Genomic DNA, 23,120 nt, shown 5'->3' on the forward strand with positions numbered 1-23,120 from the left:
GATGAGACTGCGTGCACCTCGGAGCGGCTGGGGGTCCGGGGGTTATCCCCCGGGAAGGCACAGCAACGTGCGGCGGCTGAGGCGGGAGGTGCGGCGATGAGACTGCGTGCACCTCGGAGTGGCTGGGGGTCCGGGGGTTATCCCCCGGGAAGGCACAGCAACGTGCGGCGGCTGAGGCGGGAGGTGCGGCGATGAGACTGCGTGCACCTCGGAGCGGCTGGGGGTCCGGGGGTTATCCCCCGGGAAGGCACAGCAACGTGCGGCGGCTGAGGCGGGAGGTGCGGCGGTGAGCGCGAAGATCGTCGAGCGGCTGGGCGGCGGGCTGGTCCGGGTGTTCCTGATCCTGGTCGGCCTGTTCTGGCTGGTGCCGACCATCGGTCTGCTGATCTCCTCGCTGCGCGCACCGGAGGACATGAGCGCGAGCGGCTGGTGGACGGTGTTCTCCAAGCCGTCCCAGCTGACCTTCGACAGCTACCGGAAGCTGCTGGAGAACGGCGACATCACGCACTCCCTGCTGAACACGGTGCTGATCACGGTCCCGGCGACGCTGCTGGTCGTGGTGATCGGCTCGCTGGCCGGGTACGCGTTCGCGTGGATGGAGTTCCCGGGCCGCGACTGGTGGTTCCTCGGTGTGGTGAGCCTGCTGGTGGTGCCGGTGCAGGTGGCGCTGATCCCGATCGCCGAACTCTTCGGGAAGATCGGCCTGTTCGGCACGATCCTCGGTGTGGTGCTGTTCCACACCGGCTTCGGTCTGCCGTTCGCGGTGTTCCTGCTGCGGAACTTCTTCGCGGAGATCCCGCGCGAACTGCTGGAGGCGGCCCGTCTCGACGGCGCCGGTGAACTGCGGCTGTTCACCCGGGTGGTGATGCCGCTCGGCGGGCCGGCGATCGCGAGCCTCGCCATCTTCCAGTTCCTGTGGGTGTGGAACGACATGCTGGTGGCGCTGGTGTTCACCAAGTCGGGCACCCAGCCGATCACGGTGGCACTCCAGACGCAGGTACGGCAGTTCGGCAACAACATCGACGTGCTGGCACCCGGCGCGTTCATCTCCATGGTGATCCCGCTGGCCGTTTTCTTCGCGTTCCAGCGGCAGTTCGTGTCGGGGGTGATGGCGGGCGCCGTCAAGTAGGCGGGGCGGTGCGGGGTAGCCCGTACGCGGTACGGCCCGTAGCCCGGATGCCCTACGGGCCGTAACCGATTCACTCCATCGGCCGTTGCCGGTCAGAACCCCGCGCCGACCGACGACCCATGGATGTCCCTTGCCCAGGTTCAGTGTCATTGTGCCCGCGTACCAGGTCCAGGCGTATCTGGCCGAGTGTCTGGACTCGGTGCTGTCGCAGTCGTATCCCGATCTGGAGCTGATCGCGGTGGACGACTGCTCGCCGGACGCCTGTGGTGCGCTCATCGACGAGTACGCGGCCCGGGACGCGCGGGTGAAGCCGGTGCATCTGGCCGAGAACCAGGGGCTCGGCGGGGCGCGGAACGCGGGGATGGCCGAGGCGAGCGGCGACTATCTGCTCTTCCTGGACAGTGACGACACGCTGGCCCCGGGCGCGCTGCGGGCGGTCGCGGACCGGATCAAGGAGACCGGCGACCCGGACGTGCTGGTCTTCGACTACGCGCGCACGTACTGGGACGGCCGCGAGGTGCGCAACCAGCTGTCCGGGCAGCTCACCGAGCAGGGCCCGGCGCCGTTCCGGCTGGAGGACCGGCCGGGGCTGCTGCGGGTGCTGATGGTGGCCTGGAACAAGGCCTGCCGACGGGACTTCGTCGAGCGGCACGGCTTCGCGTTCCCTCCGGGCTACTACGAGGACACCCCGTGGACCTTCCCGGTGCTGATGACGGCCGGGTCGATCGCCACCCTGGACCGGGTGTGCGTGCACTACCGGCAGCGCCGGCAGGGCAACATCCTCTCCACCACCAGCGACCGGCACTTCGATCTGTTCGAGCAGTACGACCGGGTGTTCGCGTATGTCGCCGGCCATCCGGAACTGGCCCGCTGGCGACCGGAGTTGTTCCGCCGGATGATCGACCACTTCGCGGTGGTGTTCAGCCGCCGGGGCCGGCTGCCGCGGGGCAGCCACGCCGAGTTCCTGCGCCGGGCCCGGGACCGCTGCCGCCGTCACCACGCCCCCGGCGCCCGGCTCCGGCTGCGGCACACCCTGGTCCGCTTCGGGCTGCACCGCACGTTCCGGGCGCTGCGGCTGGCCTCGGCCGTGCTCCGGCGCGCGGGGAAGGCGGCGGTGAAGCTCGCCCGCGCCGTGCGTGCCGGTGTGCTGCGGCTGCACTACCGGGTCCAGCTGCGGCTGCCGCTCCGCGCCGACCGGGCGGTCTTCGCCGACCCCTCCGGGCAGGGCGACCCGGGCGCGCTGGAGGAGGCCTTCCACGCGCACGCCCCGCACATCCGGACCGCGTGGCTTCCCGCGCACCGCGGCACCGCCGCCTACTGGACGGCGCTGGCCCGCTCCAAGTACCTGGTGGCCGGCGGGGTCCTGGAGCGGGACCTGCGCAAGCGGCGCGGGCAGGTCGTCGTACGGACCCCGCACGGCACCCCGCTGGGGCGGCTCGGCCTGGACCTCCAGGACCGCCCGGCGGCGGCCCGGGACACCGACTTCGCGGAGCTGCTGCGAGAGGTCGACCGCTGGGACCACGTGCTGTCCGGCAACCGGCACTCCACGCTGATCGGCGAGCGGGTCTTCCCCGGCCGGTACACCACACTGGAGTACGGCTCGCCGCGCTCCGACGTCTTCCAGCGGGCGACGTCGGCGGACGTGCGGCGGCTGCGCGAGTCGCTGGGCGTCCCGGAGGGCTCGGTGGCGATCCTGTACGTGCCGGCGCACCGCGACCATCTGCGGGTGCAGCGCCCGCTGCTGGACCTGGAGCGGATCGCGCGCCGGCTCGGTCCGCGCTTCGTGATCCTGGCCCGGACCCCGCCGGAGTGCCCGCCGGAGGGCAGCCGGGTGATCGACGTCCGGGACCACCCGAGCCTGCCGGAGCTGTGCCTCGCCTCGGACGCGCTGCTCACCGACTACTCCTCCCTGATGTTCGACTACGCGGGCCTGGACCGGCCGATCGTCGTGCACACCGCGGACTGGGAGGCGTTCGCGGCGGCCCGCGGCGTCTACTTCGACCTGCGGCTGCTGCCGCCGGGCGCGGTCGCGCGCAGCGAGGACGAGCTGATCGACATCTTCGCCACCGGGCACTGGTGCGGCTCGCGCTCGGCGCAGCTGCGCGCGGTGTTCCGGGAGCGGTTCTGCCCGTACGACGACGGTCGCGCCGCCGAGCGGGTGGTACGGCATGTGGTGCTGGGCGAGACGGAGCTGCCGCCGGTGCGGCCGCCCGCGGACCGCACGCCGGTTCCGGCGGCGTGCGCGCGTTCCCCGCTGGCCACCGTTCCGCAACCTTCCGGTGTTCGTACCGTCACCGAGAGCCACTGAACACCGTTGGTTCTACCGGGAGTTCCCATGCCCCTCGGCTCGACGCGGCCCACCCCGAGCCGGCCGTCCACCTGGCGCCCGGCGGGACGGCCCGGCCGCGTCCGCATGACAACAGAAAGAACAGAATGCCCCGCTTCAGCATTATCGTCCCGTCCCACGGGGTCGCCGGCAGACTGTCCCAGGCGCTGGACTCGGTCCTCGGCCAGTCCTTCGGCGACCTCCAGCTGATCCCGGTCTGCGACGCTCCCGACTCCCCCGCGGCCGAGGTCGCCGCCGGGTACGCCGAGCGGGACTCCCGGGTGACCCCGGTCCACTCACCGCCGTCCGCCGGTCTGAGCGGGGCCCGCAACACCGGCCTCACCGCGGCGACCGGCGCCTATGTGCTGTTCCTCGACGGCGACGACCTGCTGCTGCCGGGTGCGCTCGGCGCGCTGGACGCCCGGCTGGCCGAGACCGCCGGGGTGGATGTGCTGTACGCCGAGCACGAGCGCGCCCCCTGGTGGGAAGGCGAGCCGACGAACCCGGCGGCCCCGCTGCTCGCCAAGGCCCCGGGCGGCGCCTTCGCCCCGGCCGAGCTGCCCGCGCTGACCGGGGTCCAGCTGCCGGCCTGGAGCGCCGCCTACCGCCGCGGCTTCCTCACCGAGCACGGACTCGCCTTCCCCGACAGCCACTTCACCGACCTCGGCTGGGGCGGGCTGACCACGCTCGCCGCCGAGCGGATCGCGGTGCTGCGCCGGGTCGTCGTACGGCACCGGCTGCGCCGCCAGGGCAGCCGGCTGAATCTGCCCGGGGACCACCAGCAGTCCCTGCTGGACCAGGTGGACCTGGTGCTCACCCGGGCGGCCGAGCGCGCCCTGCCCGTCGAGCGCACCGGCCCGCTGTTCGAGCAGCTCTTCTCGTACGTGCTGAAGACGGCGTCCCGGCCGGAGCGGCTGCCCGCCGGGCGGCGGGCGTTCTTCCGCCGCGCGGGCCATCTCTACCGGCGCCACCGGCCGGCCGGCTACCGGGCGCCGGGCGGCAGCCTGGGGGTGCAGCACCGGCTGCTGGCGACGGGCGCGTACAGCGCGTTCCGGGCGCTGCGCGGAGTCAACCGGACGGCGTCGAGGGCGGCCGAGCGACTGCCGCGCCCGCCCATGCTGCGCACCCGGCTGCGCTACGCCCGCGATCTGCACCGCCCCCTCGATCCCGGCCTCGCGGTGTTCTGCGCCTACTGGGGCCGCGGCTACGCCTGCAACCCGGCGGCGATCCACGCCAAGGCCCGGGAACTGGCCCCGCACATCCGCTCGGTGTTCCTGGTCGAGGCGGACCAGGCGCACGCGATGCCGAAGGACGTCGAGTACGCGGTGATCGGCTCGCGCCGCTACTGGGAGGTGCTGGCCCGCGCCACCTACCTGGTCAACAACGCCAACTTCGCCGAGGGGATCGTCAAGCGGCCGGGCAGTGTGCACCTCCAGACGCAGCACGGCACCCCGCTGAAGACGATGGGCGTGGACCAGTCGACGTACCCGGTGGTGGCCGCGCAGTCCGGCAGCTTCACCCGGCTGCTGGGCCGGGTGGACCGCTGGGACTTCAACCTGTCCTCCAACCGGCACTCCACCCAGATGTGGGAGCGGGCCTTCCCGGGCTCCTGGGAGGCGCTGGAGTACGGCTATCCGCGCAACGACGTCTACTACACGGCGACCGCCGAGGACGTGGCCCGTATCCGCCGGGAGCTGGGCGTGCCGGAGGGCAGCACGGCCGTGCTGTACGCGCCGACCCACCGCGACCACCACTCCGGCTTCGCACCGGGCCTGGACCTGGAGGCCTTCTGCGCGGCGGCCGGCGAGGACGTCGTCGTGCTGCTGCGCGCCCACTACTTCTACGACCGGGGCCCCGCACAGAGTTCCGGCCGGATCATCGACGTCACCGCGCACCGCTCCGCCGAGGACGTCTGCCTGGCCGCGGACGCGCTGGTCACCGACTACTCGTCGATCATGTTCGACTACGCCAACCTGGACCGGCCGATCGTCGTGTACGCCGACGACTGGGACGTCTACCGGGAGACCCGGGGCGTCTACTTCGACCTGATGGCCGAGCCGCCGGGCCCGGTCGCGCACACCCCCGAGGAGCTGGCGGCGATCTTCCGCGACGGCTCCTACGCGGGCCCGGAGGCCAGGGCGCTGCGGGCCGCGTTCCGGCAGCGGTTCTGCGAGTTCGACGACGGCCGCGCCGCCGAGCGGGTGGTGCGGCGGGTGCTGCTCGGCGAGCCGCCCGAGGCGATCCCGGCCGTGGTCCCGCTCGCGGAACGCATCCCCGCCCCCGCCGCCGCCCTCGCAAGGAGCTGATCCGCCGTGCCCCGCTTCAGTCTCATCGTGCCCTGTTTCAAGGTGCAGGGCTTTCTGCGCGAGTGTCTGGACTCGGTGCTGACGCAGTCCTTCGGCGACTTCGAGCTGATCGCCGTGGACGACTGCTCCCCGGACGGCTGCGGCGCGATCCTGGACGAGTACGCCGAGCGTGATCCACGGGTGCGGGTGCTGCACCTGCCGGAGAACGTGGGCCTCGGCCGCGCACGCAACGCCGGGATGCCGCACGCCACCGGGGACTACCTGTTCTTCCTCGACAGCGACGACACCCTCACCCCGGGTGCGCTGCGGGCGATGGCGGACCGGCTGGCGGAGACCGGCGACCCGGACGTGCTGGTCTTCGACTACGCCCGCACCTACTGGTGGGGCGGGACGCGCCGCAACGTACTCGCCGAGGTCCTGACGGAGGCCGGTTCCGGCACCTTCACGGCCGCCGAGCACCCGCGGATCCTGGATCTGCTGATGGTGGTGTGGAACAAGGTCTACCGGCGGGAGTTCGTCGCGTCGGAGGGGTTCGAGTTCCCGCCCGGCTACTACGAGGACACCCCCTGGACCTTCCCGGTGATGCTGAGCGCCGGGCGGATCGCCGCGCTGGACCGGATCTGCCTGTACTACCGGCAGCGCCGGCAGGGCAACATCCTGTCCACCACCAGCCGCAAGCACTTCGACATCCACGACCAGTACGAGCGGGTCTTCGCCTTCGTCGACCGGCGCCCGGAGCTGGCGGTGTGGCGACCGTACCTGCACCGCAAGATGGGCGAGCACTGCCTGGACATCCTCGCCAAGCCGGACCGGCTGCCGCCCGGCGACAAGGCCGAGTTCTTCCGGCGGACGCGGGAGCTGTTCCGGCGGCACCGGCCGGAGGGCGCCCTGCCGGGCGGGGAGGTCGCGGTCCTGGACGGCTCCTGGCCGGCGTACCGGGTCAGGCGGCAGGCGGCGCGGGCCGGGCGGGAGGCGGCCCGGCGGGCGGAGCTGGCCCGCCGGGCGGTGGCCGGGCGGGCGCGCGGCGGCTGGGCGTGGCTGCACGCCCGCCGTCCGCTGGACCCGAACCTGGTGGTCTACTCGGCTTCCTCGCACCGGGGCATGCTCGGCGACCCGGCCGCCGTCTACGCCAAGGCCCGGGAGATCGCCCCGCGGCTGCGCGGGGTGTGGGTGGTCAGGGACGCGGAGACCGCCGCGGGGCTGCCGGCGGACGTCGAGCGGGTGGTCGTCGGTTCCCGGCGCTATCTGGAGGTCACCGCGCGCGCGAAGTTCTTCGTCAACGACGTCAACTGGCCCGGCACCCTGGCCAAGCGCCCCGGCAGCGTGCACATCCACACCCACCAGGGCACCCCGCTGAAGTACATGGGCGCCGATCTGCTGGACAAGCCCGGCGCCCGGCTCGGCTTCGACGTGCCGCAGATGCTGCGCCGGGCCGACCGCTGGGACCACAGCCTGGTCGCCAACCGCCACTCCGAGCGGGTGTGGGAGCGGGCCTACCCGTGCCACTTCGCCTCGGCGCGCACCGGCAGCCCGCGCAACGACGTGCTGGTGGCGGGCGGTGCCAGCGACTTCCGGCGGCGGCACGGCATCCCGGAGTCGGACACGGTGGTGCTGTACGCGCCGACCCGCCGGGACTACCGGCGCGGCGGGCATGTGGACCGGATCGACCTGGCCCGGTTCGCGGCCGACCTGGGCGAGGGGCACACGCTGGTCGTCCGGCTGCATCCCTCGCTGGCGACCGGTCCGGCGCGCGGGCTGGGCCTGGCGGAGCTGGCCCGGCGCGGGGTGGTGGTCGACGCGACCGACGAGCCGCGGGTCGAGGATGTGCTGCTCGCGGCGGACGTGCTGGTCACCGACTACTCGGCCGTGATGTTCGACTACGCCAACCTGGACCGGCCGATCGTGGTGCACGCCGACGACTGGGCCGCGTACGCGGCGAGCCGGGGCACCTATCTCGACATCACCGCAGAGCCTCCGGGCCATGTCTCGCGCTCCTACCGGGAGCTGGCGTGGCTGTTCGCCTCGGGCTCCTGGCGGGACGAGGAGTCGGCGCGGCTGCGGGCGGAGTTCCGGGCGCGCTACTGCGAGTACGACGACGGGCGGGCCGCCGAACGGGTCGTGCGCACCCTGCTGCTGGGCGAGCCGATGCCGGACGCGGAGCCGCTGCGGATCCCGGGGCAGGCGACGGCCCGGTCCGCGCTGACGTCGGCATAGCACCGACGGGGGTGCCGGCCGCCGCTCAGGGCCGGCACCCCCGTCGGTGGTCTCGGTGGTGGTCCGTACCGACTACTCGATCACTCGATGACGAGGTCGACGTCGATGTTGCCGCGGGTGGCGTTGGAATAGGGGCAGACCTGGTGGGCGGTCTCGACCAGCTTGCGGCCGGTGGCCTCGTCCACGGTGTCGGGCAGCTCCACGCGGAGGGTGACCTTCAGGCCGAAGCCCTCGCCCTGCTTGCCTATGCCCACCTCGGCGGTCACCGCGGCGTCGCTGACGTCCACCTTCGCCTGGCGGCCGACGAGACCGAGGGCGCTGCCGAAGCAGGCGGCGTACCCGGCGGCGAAGAGCTGCTCGGGGTTGGTGCCCTGCCCGTTGCCGCCCAGCTCCACCGGCATGGCCAGGGCGAGGTCGATCGTGCCGTCGGAGGAGACGGCGCGGCCCTCGCGGCCGTGGGTGGCGGTGGCGACGGCGGTGTAGAGCGCGTCCATGGAAGACCATCCCTCTCTCGATGTGCGACGCGGTGTGCGCCTCTGCCCTCAAGTAGAGCACACAACTAAATTGTGCACAACTAAATGGACCGCTAGAGCTACCCTGGAGGCATGACCGACACCGAGTGGCTCCACCTGGACCGCCAGATCTGCTTCTCGCTGCACGCGGCGTCCCGCGCCTTCAACGGCGTCTACCGCGTGCTCCTCAAGGACCTCGGGCTGACCTACCCGCAGTACCTGGTGATGCTCGTGCTGTGGGAGCAGGGCGACCTGCCCGTCAAGAAGCTCGGCGAACAGCTGCGACTCGACTCCGGCACGCTGTCCCCGCTGGTCAAGCGACTGGAGGGGGCGGGGCTGGTACGGCGTGAGCGCAGCACCGAGGACGAGCGGTCGGTATGGGTACGGCTCACCGACGAGGGCACGGCCCTGCGCGAGCGCGCCGCGGAGGTACCGCGCCGCATCGTCTCGGCCACCGGCTTCGACCCCGCCGAGATCTCCACCCTCCGCACCCGCCTCGACCAACTCACCACCGCCCTGGACGCGGCAGCGGAGTCGGAGGCACGGGCGGCTGCTGCCGGTTAGTGGGGGGCGTTACGTCAGTGAGGCCGGGGCAGGTGGGGTCGGCGGGTGTAGAGGCGGACCACTGCTCCGTCGCGGGTGGTGTTCCGGCTGACGGTGAAGTCGGCGTCCAGGATGGCGAGTTTGGTGCGTTCCGTGCGGCTGGTCGGGGTCCAGTCGCCGGCCAGCAGTTCCTGGTCGGCCACGACCCAGACCCGGTCCAGCCGGGCGAGTCGGCGCCGTAGCTCACCGGGGCGGGCCTCACGGCCGTACAGGGTCCCGGAGCGGGCCGCGCCCTGGAGGAGTGCCACGTCCCGTGTGCCCCGGAAGGCCCCCGGATAGGTGAGGGCCGTGTTCCGTGTGGACGCCGGGAGGAACAGCACGGGGTCTCCCGCCCTGATCTCCCGCCCGGCCACCCGGGCAACGGCGCCGAGGTCGTCGGGCCGTGTTTCCGGGTCCCGGTCCGCGCGGAGGAGGGGGAGCTGGTGGAGGAGGGAGAGGGTGATGGCGAAGACCCCGAGGGCGGTGACGAGGGGGCCGGCAGGGCGGAGGCGGCCGGCCGCGCGCGCCACCCGGTCCGCCCCCGCGGCCACCAGCAACGGCGCCCCGCCGAGGGCGTACAGCACGTACCGGTCGACATACAGCGGCGAGAACTGCGATACCGCCATAAGAGTGAACGGCGGGATCACGGTCAACGGCAGAGCCACACCCGGAAGGGTGATTCCGCGGGCCTGGCCGAGGAGCCCGCCCGCCCCCACCAGGGCCAGTGCGAGACACACCGCGCACACCATCCACGTCGGACCCAGGAACGCCCGCAGCAGCTCCTCCGCCGTCGCCGCCGTAGGCCTGCGCAGCCATGCCACCTGCGCCGCCTGCCCGTGCGACACCAGCACCATCGGCAGCAACACAAGGACCACCGCGCCCGCGGCGCACCCCCACCTCCGCCACACCCGCGCCCCGGCCCGCCCGAGCGCCAGCGACACCGCGTGGGCGGGCAGCAGCAGCACCGCGAACTCGTGCAGCCAGCAGGTCAGTCCGAGCAGCGCGCCGTACGCCCACCAGGAGCCGGCGGAGCCGCCGCGCACCGCGCGGACGAACAGCAGCGTCGCCCCCGTGGCACCGGCCGCGACCAGGGCGTACGAGCGGCCCTCCTGCGCGTAGTGCCCGGCCATCGGCGTGACGGCGTACAGCAGCCCCGCCCACAGTCCCACGCGCGGCCGGGCCAGCCGGACGCCGAGGGCGGCCACCAGCCCGGCCGTCGCCGCCGCCGCGCACACCGACGGCAGCCGCAGCACGACCTCGCCGGGGTGGACGGTGAGGACGGCGTGCATGAGCAGGTAGTACAGGCCGTGCACCGCGTCGACGCCGTGCAGCAACCGCCAGATCTGCGGCACCGTACGGCGCCCGACCTGGAAGGTGACGGCCTCGTCGCGCCACATCCCGTCCCGGTCCAGGCCCCACAGCCCGAGCGCGAGCATCACCAGCACGGGCACGCCCACGGCGACGGCCCGGCGAACGCGCGCCGGTAGCCGAGGCGGCCGGTGCGTCGTTGTACCGGACGCACCGGTCATGCGGGTCGCACCGGCCGGGTGGCTGGTACCGGCCGACCGCGGTTGCACAGGAAGCACGTCGTTGAGCCCGATGTTCACCACTGCCCGATCTCTTACGATGAGACACTTTTCGAGTCATTGACGGCGTATCGCGAGGGATAACACCATCCGCGAGGCTTAGGCTCCCATGCGATGAACCGTCTCCGTGTCACTTCCGGCCCGGTCCTCGCCCTCATCGCCCTGTGGCTCGCCACCCGCGCCCTGATGCTCTGGCTGCTCGCGCACGAGAGCCCGGCGGTGCTCGGCGGCGGCGCGGTGGCCCGCGAGGTGTGGCAGCTCTACGCGCACTGGGACGGCGTCCTCGCGCACGGCACCTTCCCGGCGCACGACACCCTGTGGCAGTACCCGCCCGGCGCGGGCCCGGTGTTGCTGGCGCCCGGAGCGCTGCCGGGACTGACGTACTTCCAGGCGTTCGTGGCGCTGACCCTGGGCGTGGACGCGCTGATCGCGGCGGTGCTGGTCCGCGCGGGCGGCCGGACCGGGCGGAGCCTGCTCGGCGCGGCGCTGTGGACCGGCGGTCTGCCGCTGCTGCTGCATCTGCCGCTCGCCCGGTACGACGTGGTGGCCACCGCCCTGGCCGTGCTCTCCCTGCTGGTCCTGGCCCGCTCCCCGCGCCGCTGCGGGGTGTGGGCGGCGCTGGGCGCGCTGGTGAAGGTGTGGCCGGCGCTGGCGCTGCTGGGCACTCCCCGCGGCCGGGCGACCCGCACGGCGTGGGGCTGGGCGACGGCCACCGCGGTCGGGGGCCTCGGCCTGCTGGCGGCCTGCTTCGCCCACCCGCTGTCCTTCCTGCGCCAGCAGAGCGGCCGCGGCGTGCAGGTCGAGTCGCTGGGCGGTACGGCGCTCGGCCTCGCCCGGCACGCCGGCTGGTCCGGCCGCGCCCACTACCAGTACGGCGCGGTGGAACTGGTCGGTCCGCATGTGCGCGCCGTCGCCACCGCCTCGCTCGCCCTCACGGCCGTCGCCTTCGGGCTGCTGGTGCTGTGGCGGCTGCGGGCGCGGCGCTGGAGCGAGGCCACGCCGTACGACGCGGCGCTGTGCGCGGTGCTGCTGTTCACGGTCACCAGCCGGGTCATCAGCCCGCAGTACCTGGTCTGGCTGCTCGGGCTGGCCGCGGTCTGCCTGACCTCGCGCCACACGGGCCAGCGCCCGGTGGCCGTGCTGGTGCTGGCGGCGTCCGCGCTGAGCACGGTGGTGTTCCCGATGTGCTACCACGACGTGGTCGCCGGGACCTGGACCGGCTGCCTGCTGCTGCTGGCGCGCAACGGCGTGCTGACCGCCGCCGCGCTGCTGTCCGTCGCCCGCCTCTGGCGCGATTCCCGCCCGCTCCCCGCAAAGAGCGGGAAAAAGACGGAACCCGGCCCCGGTTCCGATCGTCTTCCGGAACGGGCACTGAGCCCCTCTTAACGGGGTATTACCGAAAAAACCTAAGCTCCGGCCCGTGGACTCCATGCACCCAGATCCGCCAGTGACCACAGAACGAGCGGCCGCACCGCAGGTCGGTGTCGTCGTCATCGGCTACAACGACGTCGCCCACATGGGCGCGGCCGTGCGCTCGGCGCTCGCCCAGGGGCCGAGCGTCGCCGAGGTGGTCGCCGTGGACGACTGCTCCACCGACGGCACCGCGGAGCTGCTGGAGCGGCTGGCCGCCGACGAGCCCCGGCTGCGAGTGGTGCGCCGGGAGGTGAACAGCGGCGGCTGCGGCAGTCCGCGCAACACCGGCATCGACGCGGTGACGGCGCCGTACGTGATGTTCCTGGACAGCGACGACGTGCTGCCGCCCGGTGCGGTGGACGCGCTGCTGGCGGCGGCCACGGAGGCGCACGCCGAGGTGGCGAGCGGACTGTGCGTGCGCCGGGAGCTGCCCTCGGGGCGTGAGCAGGCCTGGCAGGAGTCCGTCTACACGGCGCGCACCACCCTCGCGCGCCCCGCCGAGCACCTCCGGCTGGTCCACGACACGCTGTGCGTCAACAAGCTGTACCGCACGGACTTCCTGCGCGAGAACGGCATCCGCTTCCCGGAGGGCCGGTTCCGCTACGAGGACATCGTCTTCACCGCGCGCGTGCTGGCGGCCGGGCCGCGCCTCGTGCTGATCCCGGACCGGGTGTACGTCTGGCATGTGCGCCGGTCGGCCGAACGGCTGTCGATCTCCCTGGACCGGGCGCACGTCGACAACTGGAAGGCGCGCACGGAGGCGTGCGCGCTGGCGTACGACATTCTGCTGAGCGCCGGGCAGAAGGAACTGGCGCGGGCCGCGCGGGCCAAGTTCCTCGACCACGAGCTGCGGATGTACCTGCGCGAGCTGGGGTTGCGCGACGCGGACTACCGGCGCGCATGGTGGACGCACACCCGTGAGTACCTCACGCGCTACGACGCGGCCGACTGGGAGACGGACCCGACCGCGCCCGGCCCGCTGCTCGCCCGGGTCGTGCTGGAGTCCCCCGAGCCGCGCGACCTGCCCCGGATGCGCGAGCTGGCCGGCCGCCCGGCGCGGCTGCTGCCGCCGTACGCCCGTACCGACGACGGCGTGCCGGTCTGGTCCGCCGACCTCCCCCAGGTCACCCTGACCCCCTTCCTGACCCGCCCGGTGCACTCCCTGCCCCTCGCGGTCGGCGCGGAACTGCGCCCGCGCGCGCGTGCGGCGCGGCTGCGTCTGCGGCTGGACGAGATGTACGGCAGGATCGCCGAGGCCGGCGGCCCGGTCGGGGCGGACCTGGAATGGCGCTCCCGGGACGACGACCGCGTCCGCGGCCACGCCCGGCTCGACTTCCGGCCCGCGGGCACCGTCGGCTGGTCGGCCGAGGCGTCCGTGGACCTGTCGGAGCTCGGCGCGGGCACCTGGGACCCGCACCTGACCCTGCACTTCGCGGACGGCACCCGGCGCGAGGTGACGGCGCACGCCCTGACGGGCGCGGGCCGGCTGCGCCGGCGCGCCGTGCCGAGCGTCCGGCACGGCGTGCTGCTGGTCCAGCCGTACGCCACGCACTCCGGCGCGCTGGCCGTGCGCGTGGCGACCGGAGCGGGCGGAGCGCTGCGGATCCTGCGCGGCCGCCTGCGCCGCCTGTTTCACTGAGTGATGCCCGTGCCCCGTGGAGGGGGCCGGGCCGACTGACGAGGAGACGCCCGCACATGACCTGGCTGATCACCGGCGGTGCCGGATACATCGGGGCCCATGTCGTCCGCGCGATGACGGAGGCGGGCGAGCGCGCGGTCGTCTACGACGACCTGTCCACGGGCATCGCCGAGCGGGTACCGGCGGAGGTGCCGCTGGTGCGCGGCTCCACCCTGGACGGCGCCCTGGTCGTCCGCACGCTCGCCGAGCACCGGATCACCGGTGTCGTACACCTGGCGGCGAAGAAGCAGGTGGGCGAGTCGGTGGAGCGCCCGCTGCACTACTACCACGAGAACGTGGAGGGCCTGCGGGTCCTGCTCCAGGCGGTCACGGACGCGGGCGTCCCGTCCTTCCTGTTCTCCTCCTCCGCGGCGGTCTACGGCATGCCGGACGTGGACCTGGTGACGGAGGAGACCCCGTGCCGGCCGATGTCCCCCTACGGCGAGACGAAGCTCGCCGGCGAGTGGCTGGTCCGCGCCGCGGGGAAGGCCACCGGCCTCGCCACCGCCTGCCTCCGCTACTTCAACGTGGCCGGCGCGGCGGCTCCGGAGCTGGCCGACACGGGCGTCTTCAACCTCGTCCCGATGGTCTTCGAGAAGCTGACGGAGGGCGCGGCGCCGCGGATCTTCGGCGACGACTACCCGACCCCCGACGGCACCTGCATCCGCGACTACATCCACGTCGTCGACCTGGCCGAGGCGCATGTGGCCGCCGCCCGCGCCCTCGCCGCCGCCCCCGGCACCGACCTCACCCTCAACATCGGCCGGGGCGAGGGGGTCTCCGTACGCGAGATGATCGACCTCATCAACGCGGTCACCGGCTACGACCGCGCCCCCACCGTCACCTCGCGCCGCCCCGGCGACCCCGCCCGGGTGGTCGCCTCGGCCGACCGCATCAGCACGGAACTGTCCTGGAAGGCCCGGCACGACGTCCAGGACATGATCACCTCCGCCTGGCAGGGCTGGCTCCGCCTCCACCCCGAGGCCTCCCGAGGCTGACGGAAGGCCCTACGCCGTCGTCACCACCCCCGGGACACGGCGGCCGAGCCGGCCGGCTCGGTCCCCGCCCGGGGCCGGCGGATTACAGCGCCTTGAGCGCTCCCGCCGTGGCCCGGGCCAGCTGGGCCAGGTACCCCTTCGGCGGCTTCGGGGAGCGGATGACCACCGCGCGCCAGTACAGCGGGCCGGAGATCAGGTCGAGGGTGAGGTCCGCGTCGAGGTCCGCCCGCAGCTCGCCCCGCGCCTGCGCCGCCGCCACGATCTTGCTGGCCACCCCCTCCTGGCCGTCCCGCAGCGCTCTCTGGAAGGCCTCCGCGATGTCGGGGTTGCGGGCCGCCTCGGCCTGGAGGTCGGGGATGATCTGGGAGGCGACCGGATGGCGCAGCGCACGGGACGTGACCTCGTAGAGCAGCCGCAGGTCGGCCTCCAGCGAGCCGGTGTCGGGGACCGGCAGGCCGAGCACCGCCATGGCCGAGACCACGTCCAGCACCAGGTGCAGCTTCGACCGCCAGCGCCGGTACACCGCCGTCTTGCCGACGCCCGCCCGCCGCGCGATGCCCTCGATGCTCATGCGCGCGTACCCGACCGCGGCCAGCTCCTCGAAGACCGCCCCCCGGATGGCCTCGGTCACGTCCTCGCGGAGCACCGCCGCACCGGCCGGGGCCCGGCGGCGCGGACGGGGTGTCGGCGGGGTGGCGGACTCGCCGGCGTTCGTCGTCATACGAACAGCATAGGGCGTGACGACGAAACGGTTGCGTTCCGACGTCGATTGGTTCTACTCTCGCGTTGCGACGATACGGTCCCGTCCCGACGTAAGAGAACGTGAAGAGAAGCGTAAGGAAACTCCGGACGCCGGACCGGCCGGCTGCGGCCCCGCCAGAGTCGGACGCAGCTCCCCCCTCCCCCGAGCGAAAGCAGCGGATGTGAGCCAGGTCCTCCACACACCGCCCCCCACCCAGGCCCCGGCAGACGACGATCTGGCGGCGCTGGCCGCCCGCCACGGCCTGACGGTCAGCGGCGCCCGCCCCACCCTGCGCGAGTACATCGGCCAGCTGTGGGCCCGGCGCCACTTCATCACCGCGTTCGCCACCGCCAAGCTCACCGCCCAGTACAGCGAGGCCAAGCTCGGCCAGGTCTGGCAGGTCATGACCCCGCTGCTGAACGCGGCGGTCTACTACTTCATCTTCGGCGTGCTGCTCGGCACCAAGAAGGGCGTGCCGGACTACGTCCCGTTCCTGGTCACCGGCGTGTTCGTGTGGACGTTCACGCAGAGTTCGATCCAGGTCGGCACCCGCGCGATCTCCGGCAACCTCGGCCTGGTGCGCGCCCTGCACTTCCCGCGCGCCGCGCTGCCGATCTCCTTCTGCATCCAGCAGCTCCAGCAGCTGCTGTTCTCGATGGCCGCGCTGGTGGTCATCCTGCTCGGCTTCGGCCTGCCGGTCACCCCCGGCTGGCTGCTGGTGATCCCCGCACTGTTCCTCCAGTTCCTGTTCAACGCGGGCATGGCGATGATCATGGCGCGGATGGGTGCGAAGACCCCGGACATCGCCCAGCTGATGCCGTTCGTGCTGCGCACCTGGATGTACGTGTCCGGCGTGATGTGGAGCATCAGCAAGCTCGTCAAGAAGGACCACCTGCCGCACATCGTCACGGTCCTGCTGGAGAACAACCCGGCCGCGGTCTACATCGACCTCATGCGCTACGCGCTGATCAAGAGCTTCCACGCCAAGCAGCTGCCGCCGCACGTGTGGGCGACGGCCACCGGCTGGGCCCTGCTCGCCGGCGTCGGCGGATTCATCTACTTCTGGAAGGCTGAGGAGAAGTACGGCCGTGGCTGAGCACACCGAAACAAGGGTCCCCACCGTCGTCGCCGACGGCGTCGACATCGTCTACCGGGTCAACGGCACCGGCTCCGGCCGCGGCTCCGCCACCGCCGCCCTCAACCGCATTCTGCGCCGCAAGCAGGCCGAGAAGGCGGCCGGCGTACGCCGGGTGCACGCGGTGAAGAACGTCTCGTTCGTCGCCTACAAGGGCGAGGCGATCGGGCTCATCGGCACCAACGGCTCCGGCAAGTCGACGCTGCTCAAGGCGGTCGCCGGGCTGCTCCCCGTGGAGAACGGCCATATCTACACCAACGGCCAGCCCTCCCTCCTCGGCGTCAACGCCGCCCTGATGAACGACCTCACCGGCGAGCGCAACGTCCACCTGGGCGGTCTCGCCATGGGCATGTCCCGGGAGCAGGTCAGGGAGCGCTACGACGACATCGTCGAGTTCTCCGGCATCAACGAGAAGGGCGACTTCATCACCCTTCCGATGCGCACCTACTCCTCCGGCATGGCCGCCCGGCTGCGCTTCTCCATCGCCGCCGCCAAGGACCACGACGTGCTCCTGATCGACGAGGCGCTGGCCACCGGCGACCGCAAGTTCCAGATGCGTTCGGAGGAACGCATCCGCGAGCTGCGCGAGAAGGCGGGCACGGTCTTCCTGGTCAGCCACAACAACAAGTCCATCCGCGACACCTGCGAGCGGGTGCTGTGGCTGGAGCGCGGCGAGCTGCGCATGGACGGGCCGACCGAGGACGTCATGAAGGAGTACGAGGCCTTCACCGGCGACAAGAAGGCCGCGTGAGGGTGAAAAAGGGCGCCTTCGGCGGCGCGGAGCGTATGAACGGCGTATGAATGCCGCCCGGAGGGCAACCCAGGGCCCGGGAAACACGTCTTCCCTTCCGGGCCCCGCCCCACTCTCTTACCCAGAGCGCCGTTATCCCTTTCATCCTCCTAGTGACAGTATGTTATGAAAGGTGCGCCCTGAGACGCACGGAGACGACAAGCCCAAGGAGTCCTTCACGATGCCCCACCTCAGCGTCATCGTCCACGGACCGAACGCACAGGGGCATCTGACCGAGCTGCTCGGTTCACTCGAGGCACGGCCCCTGCCCGACGTCGAGGTGATCGTCGCCGCCGTCGGCGCCTGGGCGCGCGAGACGGCCGAGGCGCACGCCCCCGAGACCATCGCCGTACCCCTCCCGGAGGGCACCGGCGACGCGGCGGCCCGCGCGGCCGGTGCCGCCCGCGCCTCCGGCCGCTGGCTGCACTTCGTGCACGCCAAGGACGGGCTGCCGGCCGGCGCCACCCGAATGGTCGCCGAGCGCGTCGCCGAACTGGACGACACCGTCGACGTCCTCCTCTTCGACCATGTCACCACCACCTGGCAGTCCGCCGCCCGGCCCTCCCGCGACGGCCGCTTCCTCGCCGCCGTCGGCCGCGAGCCGCTCCCCCTGGACGAGGCCGCCGACCTGCTGCGCCTCACCCCGCTGCTCGGCAACCGCGCCGTGCGCGCCGACTTCTGGCGGGCGCACGAGCAGCGGCTCAGCACCGACGACGAGGCGCACGCGGCGTACGAGACCCTGCTGCGGGCCCGCCGGATCGCCTGCCTGAACCAGGCGGCGTACGAGAACCGCGAACTGCGCCCCGAGAGCCTGCCGCCGCTCGCCCCCGAGGACCGCCTCGCGCTCATCGACCGCTACGAGTCGCTGCTCCCGCTCACCCAGGACCGCCGCGCCGCCCGCACCACGCTCTACGACCTGATGGTGCGCGACCTGGTGCGCACCTTCGCCGGCGAGAACCTGCCCGACCCGGTGGCCCGCGAGTTCTTCCGCCGCGCCTCCCTCGCGGCCGTCCGCTGGCGCCCCGAGCGCCACGAGCGCCCCGCGGGCCTGGAAGGCGTACGGCACGCGCTGCTGGAGGAGGGCGCCTACACCAAGTACCGCGCCTTCCAGGCCGCCAACCGGGCCCGCCGCACCGCCAAGAAGGCCGTACGGACCCGTAAGCGCGAGCTGGGCACCAAGGTCCGCGACCTCCAGTACCGGCGCGCCCTGAGCCGTCCGGTCGACCCGAACCTGGCCGTGTTCGCGGCCTACTGGGAGCGCGGGGTGGCCTGCAACCCGGCTGCCATCGCCGCCAAGCTGCGCGAACTCGCCCCGCACATCCACCCGGTGTGGGTCGTGTCCAAGGACAACGAGGCCCTGCTGCCGCCCGGCACCGACCACATCGTGCCCGGCACCCGCCGCTACTGGGAGACCCTGGCCACCGCCAAGTACCTCGTCAACAACGTCAACTTCCCCAACGCGGTGGTCAAACGCCCCGACGCGATCCACCTCCAGACCCACCACGGCACCCCGCTCAAGCGGATGGGCCTGGACCAGATGGAGCACCCGGCCGCCGCCAAGGGCCTGGACTTCAACGCCCTGCTGGCCCGCATCGACAAGTGGGACTACAGCGTCAGCGCCAACAGCCACTCCACCCGGATGTGGGAACGCGCCTACCCGGCCCGCTTCACCTCCCTCGACCACGGCTATCCGCGCAACGACGTCTTCTACACGGCCGACGCCGGCGCGGTCCGCGCGGCCCGCGAACGCCTCGGCATCCCGCCCGGCAAGACGGCCGTCCTGTACGCCCCCACCCACCGCGACTACGAGGCCGGCTTCACCCCGCGCCTGGACCTGGCCGCCCTCGCCGACCGGCTCGGCGAGAACACCGTCCTGCTGGTCCGCGCCCACTACTTCTACGGCGGCGCGGCCTCCCCGCTCACCGGTCTGCGCCGCACCGGCCGGCTCATCGACGTCTCCTCCTACGACCCCGTCGAGGAGCTGTGCCTGGCCGCCGACGCACTGGTCACGGACTACTCGTCGATCATGTTCGACTACGCCAACCTGGACCGGCCGATCGTCGTCTACGCCGACGACTGGGAGACCTACCGCACCACCCGGGGCGTCTACTTCGACCTGATGACGGACCACCCCGGCCAGGTCGCCACCACCCAGGAGGAACTCACCGAGATCTTCCTCTCCGGCGCCTGGCGCGACGAGAGCGCGGCCAAGGCGCGGGCCGCGTTCCGCCGCCGGTTCTGCGAGTACGACGACGGCCGCGCCGCCGAGCGGGTCGTACGCCGGGTGTTCCTCGGCGAGCCGGAAGAAGCGCTGCCGCCGGTGCTCCCGCTCGAAGAACGCACCCCCGCCCCGACCCCCGAGGAGGCCACCGCATGACCACCCCCGACGTCACGGTCACGGTCATCGTCTTCAACGACGCGGCCCGCCTCCCCCGCGCGGTCGCCTCGCTGCGCGCGCAGACGCACGCCAACATCGAGATCATCATCAGCGACGACCACTCGACCGACGACACCCCCGAGGTGGCCCGGCGGCTGGCGGCGCAGGACGAGCGCATCCGCTATCTGCGGCTGCCGGAGAACAGCGGCGGATGCAGCGCGCCGCGCAACCGGGCCGTCGAGATCGCCCGCGCGCCGTACCTGATGTTCCTCGACAGCGACGACGAACTGACGCCGCGCGCGGTCGAGTTGCTGCTCGCCGCGCACCGCGAGCGCGCGGTCGACTTCACCATGGGCGCGGTACGGCGGGTACGGGTGGACAACGGCCGCCGCTCCACCTGGATGCCGCACCTGGTCGCCGAGCACCGCACGGTGGAGGGCATCGAGGCGGACCCGCGACTGCTGTTCGAGCACCTCTCCACCAGCAAGATGTACGCCCGCTCCTTCCTGGACCGGCACGAACTGAGCTTCCCCGAGGGCATCCACTACGAGGACCAGCTGTTCTCGGCCCAGGCGTACTGCCTGGCCAAGGCGTTCACGATCATCCCGGACCCGGTGTACGTCTGGTACATCGACCCGTACGCGGCGGCGGCCTCGGCGTCCATCTCCAACCAGCGGCACAAGGTCAGCAACGTCCGCGACCGGGTCCATGTCCAGCGGCTGATCGACGACTTCCTGGTGGAGAGCGGGCACGCGGGGCTGCGCGAGGACAAGGACTACAAGTTCCTCAAGCACGACTTCCGGATGTACGCCGGCGACCTGCCCTACCGCGACGAGGAGTGGCTGCGGGCGTTCGCCGACATCGTGAACCCCTACCTGGAGACCCTCTCCCCCGGCGCGTACGCCCGCCTGCCCCGCCCCGAGCGGGTGATCCTCCAGCTGGTCCGCGACGGCCGTCTCGCCGACGCGCAAGCGGCGGCGCGCGGCCTCGGCCACGGAGTCGCTCCGCGCCGGATCACCACCGACGCGGACGGCACCCCCTACTGGGGCGACAGCGTCCCCGCCTCCGAGCAGTCCCGCCGCGAACTGGACCTGTCCGACCTGGAGCTGGACACCCGGCCCTTCACCACCGCGCAGTTCCGGCACGAGATCACCGAGCTGACGGCCGGTTCCGGGGCCTCACTGAACCTGCGGATCCGTACGTACGACCCCGGGCTGCGGCTTCCCGTGGGCCCCCAGCGGGCCGGCCTCGTCCTCGCCCCCGGGCGCCGGATGACGGTCCCGTTCCGCCTGGACCCGGTCCGCCCGGGCATCTTCGAGGGCACGGTCCACCTCGACCTGGCCGCCGCGCCGCTCCCTCTCCAGGGCTTCGACGGCGTACGGCACCCGGTGGTCCGGCTGTCCCAGCAGGGCCTCTCCCACTCGGGCGTGCTGCTGGCCCCGCTGGACTTCCCGGTCCGCACGGCCCGCGTCGACTACCGCTCCGGCGCGACCCCGCACGAGGTCACCGTCGAACCGGAGGGGCGCAACCCCGGCCGCCTCCAGCTCCGCTGGCGCCCCACGGGCATCACGGCCCAGCTCATCCGCCCTGCCTTCCACACCCTGGCCCGCCCCAAGGTCCGCAAGGCGGCCCGCCTGCTGGCCAGCGTCCTGAGGTAGGGGGCGTTTCAGGTTCGGGTGCGGGGGTGCCGTAGCTGCGGGCAGGCGTGCCGCTGGGGCGATGGGGGTCCCCCCTGCTCGAGCGAAGCCGAGAGCTTGGGGGAGGGTGGGCGCAGGCGACACCCGGCAAGCGCCGGTGAGCGAAACACCACCCGGCCGACCGCAGCACCGGGCACCCCCAGCTCTCCCGGGCCTCACCCCACCACCCGATACAGCACCTGACCCCCCGGCCCCCCAGCCACCCGCTCCAACCCCGCCCCCGCAATCCCCCGCGGCCCCACAACCCAGCGCACCCCGTACTCCCGCGCAATCCCCCTCCGCACCTCACCGGAGGTCCCCGCGTCGAAGTACCGCCGCACCGCCGCCTCCCTGCGCCCCGCATCCGGCAGAAACACATCCGGATACCCCGGCGCCACGGTGTAGGGACCGTACGCGGGGATCTGCCGGGCCGGCATCGTCCGCGCCATCACCACATCCCCGTACCGCACCCACGGCGTGATCCACCGGTACCCCGCCCACGGCGTCCGGTACTTCTCGGCGACCACCGAGGGCAGCGCACTCCGGCCCGTCACATAGCCGAGCGTCCCCGCCTGCCCCCACGCCCCCACCAGCAGCGCCGCACCCAGCGCGCACGCCCACCAGGCCCGCACCGCCCGCCGGCAGCAGGACACGACCTCCAGCGCGGCCGCCAGCTGCGCCGGGATCAGCGCGGCGGGCAGCGCACGGCCCCAGGAGTAGTGCCCGGTCAGCCCGCCCGCCACGAACACCAGCGCGCCGAGGGCGAAGAACAGCACCAGCGGGTCCCAGCGGTCCCGGCGCAGCCGCAGGGCCAGCGCGGCCACCCCCAGCAGCACCAGCCCGAACCGCTCGGCCAGGTGCGTGTACAGCGGCTTGTGGATGGCCTCCAGGTCCGCGCCCGCGGAGAACAGCGCGAAGAAGTCGTAGTACGGCCAGAGCCACAGCAGCAGCGCCCCGAGGGCCAGCCCGGCGCCGAGGCGCAGCCAGACCTCGCGGCCCGGGCGCGCGGCGATCACCGTGGCCAGCGCGCCGATCGTCGCCACCACCCCGGTGAACTGGTGGCAGAGCAGGATCAGCGCCCAGAACAGGCCGAGCCCCGACCACCTGCCCCAGCCCCACACCGGCTCCGCCCGCACCGCCCGGGTCAGCCACGCCCAGAAGTGGAAGGCGAGGCCGAGCGCGAGAACACTCGGGTACGACACGGTCAGCGCGAGCGAGTTCAGCCCGACGAAGCCGCTCCAGTTGAGGACGGCCGGGCCCCAGAGGAAGACCAGGCTGAGCAGGGCCAGGGCCGGGGCCGCGCGATGGGCGGTGTAGGTGCGGACGTACCGCCACACGCCCGTGACCAGCAGCCCGAGCCCGGTGAGCGCGCCGAGCCGGAGCACCACGAACACCGACAGCCCGGTCGCCTTGGCGACCGCGCCCAGCACCAGCATCCACGGCGAGTAGTACGGGCTCGGCGTGTCCGCGTCGACCAGCGGGTTGCCGGGATGCAGCAGGTCGTGCCGGAGGCGCTGGATGGTGGCCGCGTGCATGCCGAGGTCGCCCATCCACGGCAGGCGGACGATCACCGCCAGCATCAGCAGCAGCACGAGCGCCGCGGCCGTCTGCGGCAGCACGCGGCCCGCCCGCGCGGTGCCGTCGGACGGCACGCGG

At 72.9% G+C, this 23,120-nt stretch carries 16 protein-coding genes; 12 read left to right on the top strand and 4 right to left on the bottom strand.

The annotated features are described in order from the left end of the window. Positions 1-286 precede the first annotated feature (286 nt). The 4 genes from ACZ5CZ_RS35825 (at position 287) to ACZ5CZ_RS35840 (ending at position 7,975) form a co-directional block, all read left to right on the top strand. The gene (locus ACZ5CZ_RS35825; RefSeq protein ID WP_385847351.1) at positions 287-1,129 is read left to right on the top strand and encodes a carbohydrate ABC transporter permease; all 843 of its coding nucleotides are present in this window, start codon (positions 287-289) and stop codon (positions 1,127-1,129) included. A gap of 130 nt (positions 1,130-1,259) precedes the next feature. Further along, a complete protein-coding gene (locus ACZ5CZ_RS35830; protein ID WP_468948901.1) occupies positions 1,260-3,437 on the top strand; it encodes a bifunctional glycosyltransferase/CDP-glycerol:glycerophosphate glycerophosphotransferase in 2,178 nt (725 codons plus the stop codon). Positions 3,438-3,562: 125 nt separating this feature from the next. Then, a complete protein-coding gene (locus ACZ5CZ_RS35835; protein ID WP_468948903.1) occupies positions 3,563-5,761 on the top strand; it encodes a bifunctional glycosyltransferase/CDP-glycerol:glycerophosphate glycerophosphotransferase in 2,199 nt (732 codons plus the stop codon). A 6-nt stretch (positions 5,762-5,767) separates the two neighbouring features. Further along, positions 5,768-7,975 carry a bifunctional glycosyltransferase/CDP-glycerol:glycerophosphate glycerophosphotransferase gene (locus ACZ5CZ_RS35840; protein ID WP_468948905.1) on the top strand — a complete coding sequence of 736 codons (2,208 nt, stop codon included), beginning with the start codon at positions 5,768-5,770 and terminating at the stop codon, positions 7,973-7,975. A gap of 80 nt (positions 7,976-8,055) precedes the next feature. On the opposite strand, the gene ACZ5CZ_RS35845 is transcribed toward ACZ5CZ_RS35840, so the two are convergent. Next, positions 8,056-8,469: an organic hydroperoxide resistance protein gene (locus ACZ5CZ_RS35845; RefSeq protein ID WP_385847346.1), complete on the bottom strand. Its 414-nt coding sequence runs from the start codon at positions 8,467-8,469 to the stop codon at positions 8,056-8,058. A 111-nt stretch (positions 8,470-8,580) separates the two neighbouring features. Here ACZ5CZ_RS35845 and ACZ5CZ_RS35850 point away from each other — a divergent pair, with 111 nt between their 5' ends. Next, a complete protein-coding gene (locus tag ACZ5CZ_RS35850; protein WP_468948908.1) occupies positions 8,581-9,051 on the top strand; it encodes a MarR family winged helix-turn-helix transcriptional regulator in 471 nt (156 codons plus the stop codon). A 14-nt stretch (positions 9,052-9,065) separates the two neighbouring features. On the opposite strand, the gene ACZ5CZ_RS35855 is transcribed toward ACZ5CZ_RS35850, so the two are convergent. Next, the gene (locus ACZ5CZ_RS35855; RefSeq protein ID WP_468948909.1) at positions 9,066-10,520 is read right to left on the bottom strand and encodes a glycosyltransferase family 39 protein; all 1,455 of its coding nucleotides are present in this window, start codon (positions 10,518-10,520) and stop codon (positions 9,066-9,068) included. Between the two features lie 249 nt (positions 10,521-10,769). On the opposite strand from ACZ5CZ_RS35855, the gene ACZ5CZ_RS35860 reads away from it, so the two are divergent. From ACZ5CZ_RS35860 to galE, 3 genes are read left to right on the top strand one after another with little or no spacing between them, the layout of a single operon-like run. Then, a complete protein-coding gene (locus ACZ5CZ_RS35860; RefSeq protein WP_468948911.1) occupies positions 10,770-12,041 on the top strand; it encodes a glycosyltransferase 87 family protein in 1,272 nt (423 codons plus the stop codon). A 43-nt stretch (positions 12,042-12,084) separates the two neighbouring features. Then, positions 12,085-13,707 (top strand): glycosyltransferase family 2 protein, encoded by a 1,623-nt coding sequence (locus ACZ5CZ_RS35865; RefSeq protein WP_468948939.1) that lies wholly within the window; start codon positions 12,085-12,087, stop codon positions 13,705-13,707. Between the two features lie 56 nt (positions 13,708-13,763). After that, the gene (gene galE, locus ACZ5CZ_RS35870; protein ID WP_468948913.1) at positions 13,764-14,744 is read left to right on the top strand and encodes a UDP-glucose 4-epimerase GalE; all 981 of its coding nucleotides are present in this window, start codon (positions 13,764-13,766) and stop codon (positions 14,742-14,744) included. Positions 14,745-14,826: 82 nt separating this feature from the next. On the opposite strand, the gene ACZ5CZ_RS35875 is transcribed toward galE, so the two are convergent. Next, positions 14,827-15,465: a TetR/AcrR family transcriptional regulator gene (locus ACZ5CZ_RS35875; protein WP_385847340.1), complete on the bottom strand. Its 639-nt coding sequence runs from the start codon at positions 15,463-15,465 to the stop codon at positions 14,827-14,829. Between the two features lie 202 nt (positions 15,466-15,667). Here ACZ5CZ_RS35875 and ACZ5CZ_RS35880 point away from each other — a divergent pair, with 202 nt between their 5' ends. The 4 genes from ACZ5CZ_RS35880 (at position 15,668) to ACZ5CZ_RS35895 (ending at position 21,446) form a co-directional block, all read left to right on the top strand. Then, a complete protein-coding gene (locus ACZ5CZ_RS35880; RefSeq protein ID WP_385847339.1) occupies positions 15,668-16,582 on the top strand; it encodes an ABC transporter permease in 915 nt (304 codons plus the stop codon). After that, the gene (locus ACZ5CZ_RS35885) at positions 16,575-17,372 is read left to right on the top strand and encodes an ABC transporter ATP-binding protein (protein ID WP_385847338.1); all 798 of its coding nucleotides are present in this window, start codon (positions 16,575-16,577) and stop codon (positions 17,370-17,372) included. The genes ACZ5CZ_RS35880 and ACZ5CZ_RS35885 overlap by 8 nt, the downstream gene beginning before the upstream one ends. Positions 17,373-17,592: 220 nt before the next feature. Continuing rightward, positions 17,593-19,788: a CDP-glycerol glycerophosphotransferase family protein gene (locus ACZ5CZ_RS35890; RefSeq protein WP_450792575.1), complete on the top strand. Its 2,196-nt coding sequence runs from the start codon at positions 17,593-17,595 to the stop codon at positions 19,786-19,788. Beyond that, entirely contained in the window at positions 19,785-21,446 is a 1,662-nt protein-coding gene (locus ACZ5CZ_RS35895; protein WP_385847337.1) for a glycosyltransferase family 2 protein, read from the top strand. The genes ACZ5CZ_RS35890 and ACZ5CZ_RS35895 overlap by 4 nt, the downstream gene beginning before the upstream one ends. A gap of 194 nt (positions 21,447-21,640) precedes the next feature. On the opposite strand, the gene ACZ5CZ_RS35900 is transcribed toward ACZ5CZ_RS35895, so the two are convergent. Continuing rightward, positions 21,641-23,044 carry a hypothetical protein gene (locus tag ACZ5CZ_RS35900; RefSeq protein ID WP_468948942.1) on the bottom strand — a complete coding sequence of 468 codons (1,404 nt, stop codon included), beginning with the start codon at positions 23,042-23,044 and terminating at the stop codon, positions 21,641-21,643. Positions 23,045-23,120 lie beyond the last annotated feature (76 nt).

It is taken from the genome of Streptomyces sp. NPDC031418 (genome assembly GCF_055581605.1).